Source organism: Rhodococcus sp. DMF-1 (assembly GCF_021441945.1).
GTDB lineage: Bacteria > Actinomycetota > Actinomycetes > Mycobacteriales > Mycobacteriaceae > Rhodococcus > Rhodococcus ruber.
Map to the genome: position 1 here is coordinate 323,011 of NZ_CP090442.1, position 14,348 is coordinate 337,358.

Sequence of the window (14,348 nt, forward strand, 5' to 3'; positions counted from 1 at the left end):
AGTGGTGATCACAGTCGACCCGGCGGTGCCGCGCGCGGACGCCGGCATCGCCTCACGAACCGCCGCCGAGCTGCACGTGCGCCGGGTGAGCTTCCGCTTCGGGCCGCCCCGGCTGATCGGCGTGGAACTGGAATGGCTCACCGCCCGGGCCGACGGCACTCGCGCCCGGCCGGAGTTGCAGGCCATCCTCGAGGCCCTCGGTCCGCACGCCCCCCGGCAGCTGGCTCCCGGCTCCTCGGCGCGGCCGTTGCCGTCGGGCAGCGCCGTGACCCTCGAGCCGGGTGGGCAGGTGGAACTGTCGAGCGTGCCGTGTGTCTCGGCGCGGCAGGTCTGCGATCGTCTCACCGCCGACGCCCGCATGCTGGGTGCGTTGCTGGCGCGCCGGTCGGTGGACCTGGTCGACGCGGCGGCCGACGGGCTGCGCCCACCGCAGCGGCTGCTGCGCACTCCCCGCTACAGCGCGATGGAACTGCGGTTCGATCGGATCGGGCCGCTGGGCCGGCTGATGATGAACAGCACCGCCGCCACCCAGGTGAGCGTCGACGCCGGCGCCGACGACGACGAGCTGGCCCGGCGGTGGCGGGTACTGCACGCCGTCGGACCGGCGCTGGTGGCCGCGTTCGCGTGTTCGCCTTCGCTGCGTGGGGCACCGGACGGGAACTGGGCGTCGCAGCGGATGCGCACCTGGCTGGCGCTGGACGCCGACCGCACCACCCCCGTGCCCGATCCGGCGCGCTACCCGGCGTGGGCGCTGGACGCGCCGCTGCTGTGTGTGCGCGCGACCGGCGGGGACTGGCATGCGCCGCCCGGCGCGTCGTTCGCGGACTGGCTGGGTGGCGACCTGGACGACGAGATCGGGCGCCGGCCCACCGTCGCCGACCTGGACTACCACCTGACCACCCTGTTCCCGCCGGTGCGTCCGGCCGGGCACCTCGAGGTCCGGTACATCGACGCGCAGCCGGGGGCCCTGTGGCAGGTCCCGGTCGCCGCGGTCGAGGCACTGCTCACCTCGCCGGCCGTCATGGACGAGGCCCTGGCCGTCGCCGCCCCCGTCGTGGATCGCTGGCAGGAGGCGGCCGAGTTCGGACTCGCGGATCTCGAGATCCGGGCCGCGGCGGTCGGACTGCTCGCCCTCGCCGCGGAGGCGTCGCCGGACATGCGGTTCACCGCGGCGCTGGACGCGGCGGCGGAGCGGTGCTGCCGCGGTCGCACCCCGGAGGTCCAGGATCGGTGAGCGGTCTGCATGCCCGGCTCGACCGGGACCTCGCGCGGGCGCGGGCGCGGGTGCTCGCGCTGACCGACATCGACGACGCGGAACTCACGGCCCAGCATTCACCGCTGATGAGTCCCCTCGTGTGGGACCTCGCGCACATCGCCAACCAGGAGGAACGCTGGCTGCTCCGGGCGGCCGGCGGTCACGCCGGTGTGCGCCCGGACGTCGACGACCTCTACGACGCCTTCCGCCATCCGCGGGCGGACCGGCCCGCGCTGCCGCTGCTCGGGCCGCGGGCGGCCCGCGACTACGCGGCGGAGGTCCGCGCGCACACGGCGGACGTGCTGGCGCGGTGCCGCTTCGACACCGACCTCACCCGCGAGGGTTTCGTGTTCGCGATGAGTGTCCAGCACGAGGTGCAGCACGCGGAGACGATGCTCGCGACACACCAGCTGCGGGCGGGGCCCCCGGTCCTCGACGCGCCGCCGGCGCCGCGGCGCGCCGAAGCACCGGCCGCGGCGGAGGTGCTGATCCCGGGCGGGGAGTTCGAGATGGGGACGTCGACGGATCCGTGGGCGTTGGACAACGAGCGGTCCGCGCACCGGGTGTACGTGCCGGCCTTCGCGATCGACACCGTGCCGGTCACCAACGGGCGCTATCTCGAGTTCCTCGCCGACGGCGGCTACGCCCGCCGGGAACTGTGGAGCCCGCAGGGGTGGCTGCACCGCGAGCAGGCGGGACTCGAGGCTCCCCAGTTCTGGACCCGCGACGACGCGGGCACGTGGTGGCGCCGCCGGTTCGGGGTGACGGTGCCGCTCGACCCCGACGAGCCCGTCGTGCACGTGTGCTTCCACGAGGCCGAGGCGTTCGCCCGCTGGGCCGGACGCCGGTTGCCCAGCGAGGCCGAGTGGGAGAAGGCCGCCCGCTGGGACCCGCTGACCGGGCAGAGCCGGCGCTACCCGTGGGGCGACGAGGAACCGACCGAGGCCCACGCCAACCTCGGCCAGCGGCACCTCGAGCCGGCCGTCGTCGGGGCGTACCCCGCGGGTGCGTCGCGTCTCGGGGTGCACCAGCTGATCGGGGACGTGTGGGAATGGACGGCGTCCGGATTCGAGCCGTACCCCGGATTCGCGGCCTTCCCGTACCGGGAGTACTCGGAGGTGTTCTTCGGGGGCGACTTCCGGGTGCTGCGCGGCGGCTCCTTCGGCACCGACCCTGCAGCCTGCCGCGGCACCTTCCGCAACTGGGACCTGCCGATCCGGCGGCAGATCTTCGCCGGCTTCCGCTGCGCGCGGGACGTGCCGGATGTGTAGACACCTGGGATACCTCGGGCCGGTCCGCTCGGTGAGTTCCCTGGTGACCGAGGGACCCCGGTCGCTGGTGCGCCAGTCGTGGGCGCCGAAGGACATGCGTGGCGGCGGCACGATCAACGCCGACGGGTTCGGGGTGGCATGGTGGGGTGCGGACGGCTTCGGCCGCTATCGGAACCCCACCCCCATCTGGTCCGATCCCTTTGTCGCCGAAGGTCTTTCGCATATCAGCGCCGGAGCCGTCATGGCGTCGCTGCGTTCGGCGACGGAAGGCATGCCGGTGGAGCGCTCGGCGTGCGCCCCGTTCACCCGCGACGGCTGGGCGTTCAGCCTCAACGGCGTCGTCCGCGGCTGGCCCGGGTCGCTCGTCTCGCTGGCCGAGCGCCTGCCGGTGGCCGAACTGCTGCGGCTCGAGTCGCCCACCGACGCCGCCGCGCTGTGGCTGCTGTTGTATTCGCGGCTGCGTTCCTCGCGGCCCGAGCAGGCGTTGATGCGGCTCGTGCACGACGTGCTCGACGTCGCCCCGGCTTCGCGGCTGAACCTGTTGCTGGGCAACGGTTCCGGGCTGTGGGCGACGGCCTGGTACCACTCGCTGTGGACCCTCGTCGACGAGGACGTCGCCGTGGTGTCCTCGGAACCGTACGACGACGATCCGCGCTGGCGCCAGGTGCCGGACCGGCACCTGGTCAGCGCCCGACCGGGGCATCTCATCGTGTCCCCCATGGAGGTGGCCGTCTCATGACGGTGGACGTGTACCTGACGCCGGAGCAGCTCGACGAGTCGCTGCGGGCCGACGCGCGCCGCGGGCTGACGTCGTCGCCGAAGTGGCTCTCGCCGACGTGGCTCTACGACGAGCGCGGCGGCGAGCTGTTCGATCAGATCACCCGGCTGCCGGAGTACTATCCCACCCGCACCGAACGGTCTCTGCTGCAACAACATTCGTCGGAGCTCGCCGACGAGGCGCGGCCCGAGATGCTCGTCGAGCTCGGATCGGGATCCTCGGAGAAGACGGAGATCCTGCTCGACGCGCTGCGACCGTACATCCATACGTACGTACCGCAGGACGTCTCCGAGGTCGCCCTGCAGTCCGCGGTGACCCGGCTCTCCGTCGAATACCCGGACCTGACCGTGCGGGGCGTCGTCGGCGACTTCACCGGATCGCTCACGCATCTGCCCGGCGGCGGACGCCGCCTGATCGCATTCCTCGGCGGCACCATCGGCAACCTGGCGCCCACCGAGCGCGCCGCGTTCCTCACCGACCTCGCCGCGGTGCTCGAGCCGGGGGAGTGGCTACTGCTCGGAATCGGCCTCGTCACCGATCCCGACGTGCTCGTGCCGGCCTACGACGACGCCGCCGGGGTCACCGCGGAGTTCGACCGCAACGTGCTGAACGTGCTCAATGCCCGGCTCGGCGCGGACTTCGAACCCGGGAAGTTCCGGCACGTCGCGGTGTGGGACCCGATCAACGAGTGGATCGAGATGCGACTCGAGGCCACCGAGCCCATGACGGTCCGGATTCCCGGCCTCGACCTCGAGATCGCGTTCGAGGAGGGCGAGCATCTGCGCACCGAGATCTCCGCCAAGTTCCGGCTCGACGGCATGGGCCGCGAACTGACCGAGGCCGGGTTCGTCGTACGGCGCGAGTGGATCGATCCCGACGGCCGGTTCGCGCTGATCGGCGCGAGCCGCAGCTGACCCGCGCGGCCCCGGCCGCCGACGCGACGCCGGTTGGACAGCGCGGTCCCGGCCGCGCGAGGCTGGCAGACGTGACGTCCCCGCGACCCGTGCTGACCACCCCCGTCCTGCTGTTGATGGCGGCGGCCACCGGCCTGTGCGTGGGCGGCAACTACTTCAACCAGCCGCTGCTCGACTCGATCGCCGTCGCCCTGGGCACCTCCCACTCCGCCGCCGCGGCCACCGTCACCGTCGCCCAGGTCTCCTACGGCCTCGGGCTGCTGTTCCTGGTGCCGCTCGGCGACATGTTCGACAAGCGCCGCCTCACGGTGGGGCTCATGCTCGCCGCCGCGGCCGGCCAGGCGCTGAGCGGTTTCGCTCCGACCATCGCGGTGCTGGCCGTCGGCACGGCGATCGCGGGATTGTTCTCGGTGGCCGCGCAGGTGCTGGTGCCGTTCGCCGCCACCCTGGCCGAACCGGAGCGCAGTGGGCAGGCCGTCGGGACGGTGATGAGCGGCCTGGTGCTCGGCATCCTGCTCGCCCGCAGCGTCGCCGGGCTGCTCGCCGGCCTCGGCGGGTGGGCCACCGTCTACCGGGTGAGCGCCGCCGTGATGGTCCTCGTCGCGCTCGCCCTGTGGCGAGCGCTGCCGACGTCGCGCCCTGCCGAGCGCATCGGCTACGGGACCACCCTGCGTTCGCTCGGCACCCTCGTGCGCACCCAGCCGCGGCTGCGGACCCGGTCGGTGCTCGGCGCCCTGTCCTTCGCATCCGTGAGCGCCCTGTTCTCCACGATGGCGTTCCTGCTGTCCGGCGAACCCTACGGATTCGACGAGGTGCAGATCGGGCTGGTGGGCCTGGCCGGGGTCGCCGGCGCGGTGATGGCCAACCTCACCGGCCGCCTCGCCGACCGTGGCCTCGCGCAGCTCGCCTCCGGCGCCGGCGCGGCGGTGCTCGTCGTGTCCTGGGCCGCGCTGGCGGCCGGGGCGCACTCGCTGGCGTGGTTCCTGGTCGGGATGGTCGCGGTCGATCTGGCACTGCAGGCCGTCCACATCAGCAACCAGAGCATCGTCTACGCGCTGGCGCCCGCGGCCCGCTCCCGCATCAACGCGGTGTACATGACGACGTACTTCATCGGTGCCGCGGCCGGTTCGGCGCTCGGCGCGTTCGCGTGGACGAGCGCCGGCTGGACCGGGGTGTGCCTGTTCGGTGTCGCGGCGGCCGCCGCGACCGCCCTGGTGTGGCTGGTGGATCTGCGGGTGGCGCGACGAGCGGTCGCGGTGCCGGCCTGACCCGCTAGCGGAGGGCGGGCTGCGCGGCGGACCGTCGCGCGAGGACCGGAAGGATCACCAGCGACACCGCCGCACCGGTCAGCGCCAGCGCCGGGAACCCCGCCGCCGCGACGACCAGACCCGAACCCAGACCGCCGCCCGCCCCCGCCAGCGCGACGAACAGGTCCGCGGTGCCTTGCGTGGCCGCGCGGGACTCGAGCGGCACCGCATCGGTGACGAGCGCGGTGCCGCTCACCAGGCCCAGGCTCCACCCGAAACCGAGCAGGCCCAGCGCGAACGCGAGGGCGGGCACCGAATGCGGCGGGGCCAGCGCCGCCGACACCCCGGAGGCCAGCAGGACGAGTCCCGCGGCGGCCGCGACCCGGTAGGGCCCGACCCGGTCCACGAGCATCCCCGCGATCGGGGACGGCAGGAACATCGCCGCGACGTGGATCGCGATGACCACGCCCGTCGCCCCGACGTCGTGCCCGTGGTCGCGCATGTGGATCGGCGTCATCGTCATCACCGCCACCATCACGAGCTGTGTCACGATCATCACCACCACCCCGGCGGTCACCGCGGGCGACCACTGCCGGGCCACGGCCGGCCGCTCGCCGTCCGGCGCCGGCTCCGCGGCCGCCGCGCGGCTGCGGGCGAGCAGGAGCGGATCCGGACGCAGCAGGACCCACAGGACGACCGCGGCGAGCCCGTAGGCGACGCCGGAGAGCACGAACGGCCCGGACAGCCGGGGAATGCCCCAGGATTCGGCGGCGTCGCCCATGACGGCGGTCAGGTTCGGGCCGACCACCGCCCCGAGCGTCGTCGCCACCAGCACCGTGCTCACCGCGCGCCCCCGGCGCTCCGGAGCGGCCAGGTCGGCGCCGGCGTAGCGCGCCTGCAGGCTCGTCGCGGTGCCCGCTCCGTAGACGAACAGGGCCGCGAACAGCAGCACCGCGGTGTCGAGCGCCGCGGCGGCCACCACACCCGCGCTGCCGAGCGCGCCGGCGGCGTACCCGAACGTCAGCCCGCCACGGCGCCCGGCGCGCTGCGAGATCCGCCCCACGGCGACGGCCGCCGCCGCCGACCCGATCGTGAACAGGGCGCTGGGCACCCCGGCGAGACTCGTGCTGCCCAGCATGTCTTGCGCGAGGAGCGCGCCGACGGTCACGCCGGCCGCCAGGCCCGCGCCGCTGAGAATCTGCGCGGCCACCAGTACGGTCAGGACGCGGCGCTGTTCCGGGATCGGTTCGGTCACAGCCGGGACGGTACGCCGGTACCGTCGGCGGTGACACTTCGGTGAGGAGACACAGTGACCGATTCGGAGCAGGTCGAGAACGAGAACGCCCGCGTCTCGCGGATCTTCGACGAGATGTCGAAGAACTACGACCGCGGCATGAGCCTGGTCGAGCGGTTGATACTCGGCCCCGCCCGGCACTGGGCGGCCGCGCAGGCTCGCGGCCGCGTCGTCGAACTCGCCGTCGGCACGGGCCTCAACCTGCCGCTCTACGGACCCGAGGTCGAACACGTCGTCGGCGTCGACATCTCGCCGAGGATGCTCGACCTCGCCCGGACGAAGGCCGCCGCCGACCCGCGCGTCGAACTGCGCGAGGGCGACGTGCAGGCCCTCGACCTGCCCGACGCGAGCGCGGACACCGTGCTCTCGACCTTCACGTTCTGCACCGTGCCCGACCCGGCCCGCGCCGCGGCCCAGGCGTACCGCGTGCTCGTCCCCGGGGGCAGGATCGTGCTCGCCGAGCACGGGCCGTCGACGAACCGGGTGCTGCGTGCCCTGCAGCGGGGCATCGAGCCGCTCAGCATCCGCTTCGGCGCCGACCACCTGCTCCGCGACCCGGCGCCCTATCTCACCGAGGCCGGGTTCGTCGTCGACGACGTGCACCGCACCGGGCGGATGGGCATCGTGTTCCGGGTGCTCGCCCACAAGCCGGCCTGACCTTCCCCGGAGCCGAGCGCCTGTGCCGTTGCGTCGGTCCGAGCGGGTGAGCGATACCTCCGCTCGGGTCGGGCGGGCGGCGGCGAGACCTACCGCCCGTGGGGCGGGTCTAGAGATCGCTGGTGACGGGCAGCAGCCGCAGCTCGCGCGCGCGGGTGATCGCCTCGACCCGTGTGTGAACCCCGAGCTTGCGATAGATGCTGCGCAGCTGCGTCTTGACCGTGTTCGGAGAGACGAACAGGAGGCGGGCGATCTCGCTCTGCGGGCATCCCTCGGCCAGTAGCGCGAGCACCTCCCTCTCCCGCGGGGACAGCTCGACCCGTGCGACCTCGTCCGGGAACACCGCCCCGACGGGACCGCCGGGCACCGCAATTCCGCTGCGCTCTTCGAGTTCGCGCCGGTGCCGGTCCGGCACGGTGGTGAACGCGCGCCGATTGCCCAGCGTCTGCCCGAGGGCGCAGGCGCGCTCCCAGCACACGGCCGCGGCCCCCGGATTACCCAGGTCGAGCTGGGCGGCGGCCTCGAGCAGCAGCGCCTCGAGGTGGGCCCGCGGGAAGCCGCAGTCCGGCCAGGACACCCGCGCGAGCTTCTTGACGGCCCGGCCGGGATTCCCGCCGAGCAGATCCACCCGAGCGTCCGGCACGACGAGGATCGGGTGGTGCCGGGGCTCGAGATCTGCCACGGCGCGCGCCAGGTTGCCGTTGCCGAGAGCCAGGTGCAGGTCGATCTCCGTCGCGGTGAGCAGCGTTCGGGAGAACGCGCCGTCGCCGTGCCGATGGGCGTGGCCGGCGACGGTGTGGTGCAACCACGTCAGACCCGCGTACGCCTCGACGGTGAGCAGCGCGTGCTGGGCGTGGGCGTAGGCGACGAATCCCCACAGCTCCTCCCGGTCGCTGGGCGCGCCGAGCAGGTCGATCATCGCCTCGGCCGCGCCGACGTCGAGGGCGTCGAGATGGGTCAGGGCAGTGGCGACCCGGCCGCCGACCTTGACGAGTTCGCCGAAGAGCCCGTCGGACGGTTCCGCCGTCGCCTCCCGGGCGAGCCACCGGCGGGCACGCGGCACGTCGCCGACCAGTGCCCAGTTCAGCGCCGAACTGCCGGCGGCGTTCTGGACGATGTACGGGGTGCCCGCGGCGACGCCGCCCCGGTAGGCCGATTCGAACTGCCGGTTGGATTCGGCGAGATCCGCGGCGAGCTGGAAGGTGATCGCCCACTGGACGCGCAGCAGCGGCAACTGTGGGGTGATGTTGTCCGGCTGGTGCGCGAGCATGCTCTGCACCAGCGGTTCGAGCCGCCGCGTGCACGCGGCACCCTGGACGAAATCGCCGGCGACCCGCAGCGCGAGCGACTGCACCGTCGCTAGGTGCAGGACGTTCGCGGCGTCCGGCCCGGCGCCGAGTGCGTGCAGTTCGTCGGGCTCGCCGGGGAGCGAGGCCCGCAGGATGGGATGGTCGGCGAGCATCTGCACGAACAGTGCCCGCCCGGCGAGCACGGCCGGGTAGTCCTGCAGAAAGTCCTCGGGAATCGTCCGCAGCACGAGAATGAGTTCCTCGAGATGCTCGGCGACCATCTGGCCCCAGCTGCGTTCGACGATGCCCGCGGCCATCGCCCAGTTGCGGGCCTCGGCCGCATACGTCGCGGCCGGCGCCGGCCGGCCCGCGTCCCGATGGCGGCGCGCGAGCACGGTCATCAGCTCGTCGACCCGCCCGGGTTCCTCCTGCCGGGCCTGGTCGAGCACCGCGAGCCGCAGGGCCGACGGCCACGCCCACGTCCGGGTCTCGGCTGCCTCGTCGACGACGAGCAGGCCCCGCGCTTCGAGCCGGTCGAGAAGTCCGGCCGCGTCCGACCGACCGGTGAGCTCGGCGGCGAGTTCCGCGTCGAGAGCACGGGCGGCGACCACGCGCAGCGCGAACGCGCGCTCCTCGGCGGTCAGCGTGTCGAGCAGAACCGATGCGGACCCGGCGATGGCGACGGCCAGTTCGGGCGACGGCCGGCCCTCCTGGTCGACCGGTGCGCCCCGGTGCAGCCGCGCGACGTTCAGCGCACCCGAGATCAACTGCGGCAACCCGCCCAGCGCGCGGCAGAGGTCGCCGTACTCGTCGGCCGCGAGCTCCACCCCGGCGGCGCGGAAGAACTCCGCGGTCTCGCGCGGCGTGAACCGCAGATCGTGGGCGGAGACGAACGTGCAGTCCACGCCGGCCGTGGCTACGGCCGCCGATGCGGCGCTGCCCCGTACGCAGACGGCGACGTCGACGGACGGGCAGCGGTCGAGCAGGTGCCGGATCGCCGGCAGCAGGTCGTCGAGCGCGGTGGCGGGGAGCCCGTCGAGGACGAGCAGGGACGGCGCCGGACGGGATCGGAGGACCTCGGCGAGCCGTTCGGCCGGGTCACCGGGCGCGACGTGTTCGCCCAGCACCGTGCAGACGTCGGACCAGATGCGGTCCGGTGCCGCGTCGTCCGCCACCGGCACCCACGCGATGTCGCGTTCGGGTGCGCCGCCCCGGTGCAGCCACGTGGCCAGGAGCGTGCTCTTGCCGAATCCGCCCGGTGCGTGGACCACCGTGAGCGCGGACCCGCGGTCGAGCATGTCGAACAGGCGGGCGCGGGGCACGGCGGTGGCCAGCGTCCGCCACGTCGGTACCCCGGTACGGACGGCGCCGGGGACACTCACGGCAACTCCTCTCGCTCGGTCTGTCGACGCACGCCGGCATGTGCGGTCTCCACCGTTGTCCCCGGTGTCCCCGACAGACCCCTCGGCACGGGCAGACTACCCGGTCTCTTCCGGACCGAGGAGAGGGATGTCCGGTTTGCGTAGTCCGACCAGGCGTTACAGACGACGAGGGGAGGTTGTCGACTGCGGCACCGGACGGTGCCGCGACAACCTCCCCTGGGGGCGAGAGCTCCTACCTCGTCGCGCTGAGCCGCGCCTTCTCCAGGGCGGCCAGGGTGCGCAGGATGGTGGCCTTCTGCTTCTCGAGGTCGCCGCGGCGGGCGCGGGCGGCGAGGCCGGACTGCTCGGCGACGAGCGCGAGCTGCGCATCGATCGCGGAGAGCTGATCGAGCAGCGCGAGGGCGCGGTTCTGGATCTCGTCGACGTCGACGCCGCCGGTGCGTACCGGCGCGGGTTCGGCGGCGCGCTGCGACGGGCGCACCGAGGGCGTGCGCGGGGTGGCGGGCCGGCGCACGGTCTCGGCGACGACGGCGGCGGCGCGGGGACGCAGAGCCTTGCGCACGAGGGCGGGATCGGGTTGTTCGGCGAGCCGGATGTCGTTGAGGACGCGGCGCGAGTCGCGGGCGGCCTTGCGGTGCTCGTACTCCTCCTCGTCGTCCGACTGCAGTGTGCCGCCGATGGGGCGCAGACCGTACATACCGACGAACTTGCGGGCCTCGTCGATGATGGATTCGTGCGTGCGGCAAGTGCCGCAACGGGGTTCGTTACGGAACGGCTCGACGGACTCGGTGTCGCCGCACCAGACGCAGGCTCCGGGTTTCCACCGTCGGACGGTCTCGAGTTTCGCGTTTTCGGTGGGGGCCTCGAGGGTTCGCGCGTCGATCACGAGGAGCCACCTTAAGTGAAGACCGGTGGGGTCCGCTCGGGCGGGTCCGGCGCGACCTGCGACTGAAGGTGTCGGCGTGACGAAGATCATGCCGACGGCAGGTGTACGGGCGGCAAACTCTTGTGCCACAGCACTTTCCGTACCGATCGGTACGGCACGCAAACCCTCGGATCGTCCGCGATGCGAACGCTTTTCAGGTGGCGGTGGCGGCGGTCAGCCACTCCACGAGGGGCCGGACGTCGCGCCAGGCGGAGCGCACCTCGTCGAGGGTGCGCGGGGTGTCGATCCACTCGGGCGAGGGGTGTGCCCGCGCGGCGGTGAGGGACTTGTGCCGCAGCAGGTCGAGTCGGGGGTGGTCCTCGGCGACACCGCGCGGACGGGTCTTCAGCCGTTCGCCGCCGATCTCGTACCCGGCCCGGTGCAGCCGCCGGACGAGCGGTTCGAGTCGCGGTCCGCGGCGCGAATCGTCCACGGCGGCACGGTATGCGGCGACCTGGTCGGACGAGCCCCGGTAGAAGCCGCCGGCGACCCGCATCCCGGCCGCGTCGATCTGCACGTAGAAGCCGACGCCGGGCCCGGTCTGCACGAAGCCGCCCTGATGGGTCTTGTACGGCGACTTGTCCGTGCTGAAGCGCACGTCGCGGTGCGGGCGGAACGCCTTGCCCGCTCCGAACTCCGGTTCGAGCTCCGCGAGCAGCGCAAGCATCGGGCCGCGCACGCAGTCGTCGTAGACGGCCTTGTGCGCGGCCCAGAACGGCTTGCTGTTGTCCGCCTCGAGATCCTCGTAGAAGTCGAGGGCGGCAACGGGGAAGCCGGTGAACATGCCGGGTGTCCTTTCGGTCCGGTGACGGTCCGAAAGTACACCGCCTCCCGCGGCTACGCGGAACCGTTGAACAGCGACGTCACCGAGCCGTTCTCGAACACCTCCTGGATGGTGCGCGCGAGCAGCGGTGCGATCGACAGGACGGTGAGCGTCGGGAAACGCTTCTCGTCGTCGATCGGCAGCGTGTTGGTGACGATGACCTCCTTGGCGCCGCACGACGCCAGGCGCTCGGAGGCCGGATGCGAGAGCACACCGTGGGTGGCGGCGATGACGACGTCGCCCGCGCCGGCCTCCTTCAGGATCTTCACGGCGCCGGCGATCGTGCCGCCGGTGTCGATCATGTCGTCGATGAGGATGCAGGTGCGTCCCTCGACCTCGCCGACGACACGGTTGGACTTGACCTGGTTCGGCACGAGCGGGTCGCGGGTCTTGTGGATGAACGCCAGCGGGGCACCGCCGAGGGTGTCGGCCCACTTCTCGGCGACGCGGACGCGACCGGAGTCGGGGGAGACCACGGCGATGTTCTCGACGCCGTACTTGTCGCGGATGTACTCGGCGAGCTGGCCCTGGGCGTGCATGTGGTCGACGGGGCCGTCGAAGAAGCCCTGGATCTGGTCGGTGTGCAGGTCGACGGTGATGATGCGGTCCGCGCCGGCGGTCTTGAGCAGATCGGCGATCAGGCGAGCGGAGATGGGCTCACGGCCGCGGTGCTTCTTGTCCTGGCGGGCATAGGGGTAGAACGGCAGAACGGCGGTGATGCGCTTGGCCGATCCTCGCTTGAGCGCGTCGATCATGATGAGCTGTTCCATCACCCACTGGTTGAGCGGGAACGGGTGACTCTGCAGCACGAACGCGTCGGAGCCGCGGACGGACTCCTCGAACCGCACGAAGATCTCGCCGTTGGCGAAGTCCCGCGCGGTCTGCGGGGTGACCTGGACGTCGAGCTCCTTCGCCACCTGCTCCGCCAGCTCGGGGTGGGCCCGGCCGGAGAAGAGCATCAAGTTCTTCTGGTTGTCGATCCAATTGGAGGTCACTGGTCCTGGCCGTCCTTTTGCCGTTCGATCTCTTGCTGCTGCCGTGCTGCAGTCGCTGCCTCGGCCGCGGGGGTCCCGGGGCGGTTCCGCTGGACCCAGCCTTCAATATTGCGCTGTGGCGCACCCGACACCGCAAGCGCCCCCGGTGGAACGTTGCGGCGCAGGACCGTGCCGGCGCCGGTGTAGGCGCCGTCGCCGACCGTCACGGGCGCCACGAACATGGTGTCCGATCCGGTCCGGACGTGGGATCCGACGACCGTGTGCGACTTGTGCACGCCGTCGTAGTTGACGAACACGCTCGAAGCCCCGATGTTCGAGTGCTCGCCGATGGTGGCGTCGCCGACGTAGGTCAGGTGCGGCACCTTCGAGTGCGGCCCGATCTCGGCGTTCTTCGTCTCCACGAAGGTGCCGATCTTGCCGGATTCGCCGAGGTCGGTGCCCGGACGCAGGTAGGCGAACGGACCGACGGTCGCCCCGTCGCCGATCACGGAGTCCGAACCGTGGGTGCGCACCACCGACGCTCCGGCACCGACCCGCACGTTCGTCAGCGTGGTGTCCGGGCCGATCACCGCGTCCTCGCCGACCACGGTCCGGCCGTGCAGCTGCACCCCGGGGAGCAGGGTCACGTCCCGGGCGAGGACGACGTCCACGTCCACCCAGGTGCTGGCCGGGTCGACGACGGTCACGCCCGAGCGCATCCAGTGCTCGAGGGTGCGCCGGTTCAGCTGCGCCGCGAGCGCGGCGAGCTGCACCCGGTCGTTCGCGCCCGCGACCTTCGTCGCGTCGGCGAGCTGGGCGGCGAACACCGCCCGGCCGTCCTGCCGCGCGATCGTGACCACGTCCGTCAGGTACAGCTCGCCCTGGGCGTTGTGGGCCCGCAGCCGGGTCAGTGCGCCGCGGAGGAACTCGGCGTCGAAGGCGTAGATGCCGGCGTTGACCTCGTCGATGGCGGCCTGTTCGGCGTCGGCGTCGGCCTCCTCGACGATCTCGCGGATCTCGCCGTGGCCGTTCCGGACGATGCGGCCGTACCCGGTGGGATCGTCGGCGAGGAACGTCAGGACGGTCACCGCGGACTGCATCGGCTCGGCGAGGTGCTCGGCTTCGAGCGCCTCAAGGGTGTGGCCGTCGAGCAGCGGGACGTCGGCGTTGGTGACGACGACCACGCCGGAGAAGTCGCCGGGCAGGGCGTCGAGCCCGCACTGCACCGCATGGCCGGTGCCGAGCTGCCGGTCCTGGACCGCGATCGACACCTTGCGGTCGAGCGTCTCGGCGATGTCGGCGGTCGCGGCGGACACCCGCTCGCGCTCGTGCCCGACGACCACCACGAGGTGGTCCGGGTCCAGCTCCGCGGCCGCGTGCAGCGAATGGGCGAGCATCGTGCGGCCCCCGAGGGTGTGCAGCACCTTCGGGGTCTTGGACCGCATTCGCGTACCCGCTCCGGCCGCCAGGACGACAACTGCGGTCTGCACTTGCATGAAGCTCCCTCGACGTTCGACATGCGCAGGTTCGGCACCGGCA

General features: G+C 72.6%; 12 protein-coding genes. 6 read left to right on the forward strand and 6 right to left on the reverse strand.

The features are described 5' to 3' along the window. Position 1: 1 nt before the first annotated feature. From egtA to LZP97_RS01680, 5 genes are all read left to right on the forward strand, one after another. On the forward strand, positions 2–1,234 hold the full coding sequence (gene egtA / locus LZP97_RS01660; RefSeq protein ID WP_017679502.1) for an ergothioneine biosynthesis glutamate--cysteine ligase EgtA: 1,233 nt from the start codon (positions 2–4) through the stop codon (positions 1,232–1,234). Continuing rightward, positions 1,231–2,526: an ergothioneine biosynthesis protein EgtB gene (gene egtB / locus LZP97_RS01665; RefSeq protein ID WP_040274471.1), complete on the forward strand. Its 1,296-nt coding sequence runs from the start codon at positions 1,231–1,233 to the stop codon at positions 2,524–2,526. The genes egtA and egtB overlap by 4 nt, the downstream gene beginning before the upstream one ends. Further along, positions 2,519–3,265: an ergothioneine biosynthesis protein EgtC gene (gene egtC / locus LZP97_RS01670; RefSeq protein ID WP_026137478.1), complete on the forward strand. Its 747-nt coding sequence runs from the start codon at positions 2,519–2,521 to the stop codon at positions 3,263–3,265. The genes egtB and egtC overlap by 8 nt, the downstream gene beginning before the upstream one ends. Then, the gene (gene egtD / locus LZP97_RS01675; protein WP_017679505.1) at positions 3,262–4,218 is read left to right on the forward strand and encodes an L-histidine N(alpha)-methyltransferase; all 957 of its coding nucleotides are present in this window, start codon (positions 3,262–3,264) and stop codon (positions 4,216–4,218) included. Before egtC ends, egtD begins: the two co-directional genes overlap by 4 nt. A gap of 71 nt (positions 4,219–4,289) precedes the next feature. Then, positions 4,290–5,486: an MFS transporter gene (locus LZP97_RS01680; protein ID WP_082061346.1), complete on the forward strand. Its 1,197-nt coding sequence runs from the start codon at positions 4,290–4,292 to the stop codon at positions 5,484–5,486. A gap of 4 nt (positions 5,487–5,490) precedes the next feature. On the opposite strand, the gene LZP97_RS01685 is transcribed toward LZP97_RS01680, so the two are convergent. Further along, a complete protein-coding gene (locus tag LZP97_RS01685; RefSeq protein ID WP_040274475.1) occupies positions 5,491–6,720 on the reverse strand; it encodes an MFS transporter in 1,230 nt (409 codons plus the stop codon). Between the two features lie 54 nt (positions 6,721–6,774). Here LZP97_RS01685 and LZP97_RS01690 point away from each other — a divergent pair, with 54 nt between their 5' ends. Continuing rightward, the gene (locus LZP97_RS01690; protein ID WP_010592950.1) at positions 6,775–7,416 is read left to right on the forward strand and encodes a class I SAM-dependent methyltransferase; all 642 of its coding nucleotides are present in this window, start codon (positions 6,775–6,777) and stop codon (positions 7,414–7,416) included. A 109-nt stretch (positions 7,417–7,525) separates the two neighbouring features. Here LZP97_RS01690 and LZP97_RS01695 read toward each other — a convergent pair whose 3' ends face one another. The 5 genes from LZP97_RS01695 to glmU all read right to left on the reverse strand — a co-directional run bounded on the left by LZP97_RS01695 (position 7,526) and on the right by glmU (position 14,305). Next, positions 7,526–10,087: a LuxR C-terminal-related transcriptional regulator gene (locus tag LZP97_RS01695; RefSeq protein WP_234574954.1), complete on the reverse strand. Its 2,562-nt coding sequence runs from the start codon at positions 10,085–10,087 to the stop codon at positions 7,526–7,528. A gap of 232 nt (positions 10,088–10,319) precedes the next feature. Further along, complete coding sequence (locus tag LZP97_RS01700) at positions 10,320–10,973, reverse strand: hypothetical protein (protein ID WP_010592947.1); 654 nt, start codon at positions 10,971–10,973, stop codon at positions 10,320–10,322. A gap of 193 nt (positions 10,974–11,166) precedes the next feature. Continuing rightward, complete coding sequence (locus LZP97_RS01705) at positions 11,167–11,796, reverse strand: DUF2461 domain-containing protein (protein WP_017679508.1); 630 nt, start codon at positions 11,794–11,796, stop codon at positions 11,167–11,169. A 53-nt stretch (positions 11,797–11,849) separates the two neighbouring features. Then, entirely contained in the window at positions 11,850–12,830 is a 981-nt protein-coding gene (locus tag LZP97_RS01710; RefSeq protein WP_003937863.1) for a ribose-phosphate diphosphokinase, read from the reverse strand. Then, complete coding sequence (glmU, locus tag LZP97_RS01715; protein ID WP_048771927.1) at positions 12,827–14,305, reverse strand: bifunctional UDP-N-acetylglucosamine diphosphorylase/glucosamine-1-phosphate N-acetyltransferase GlmU; 1,479 nt, start codon at positions 14,303–14,305, stop codon at positions 12,827–12,829. The genes LZP97_RS01710 and glmU overlap by 4 nt, the downstream gene beginning before the upstream one ends. Positions 14,306–14,348 lie beyond the last annotated feature (43 nt).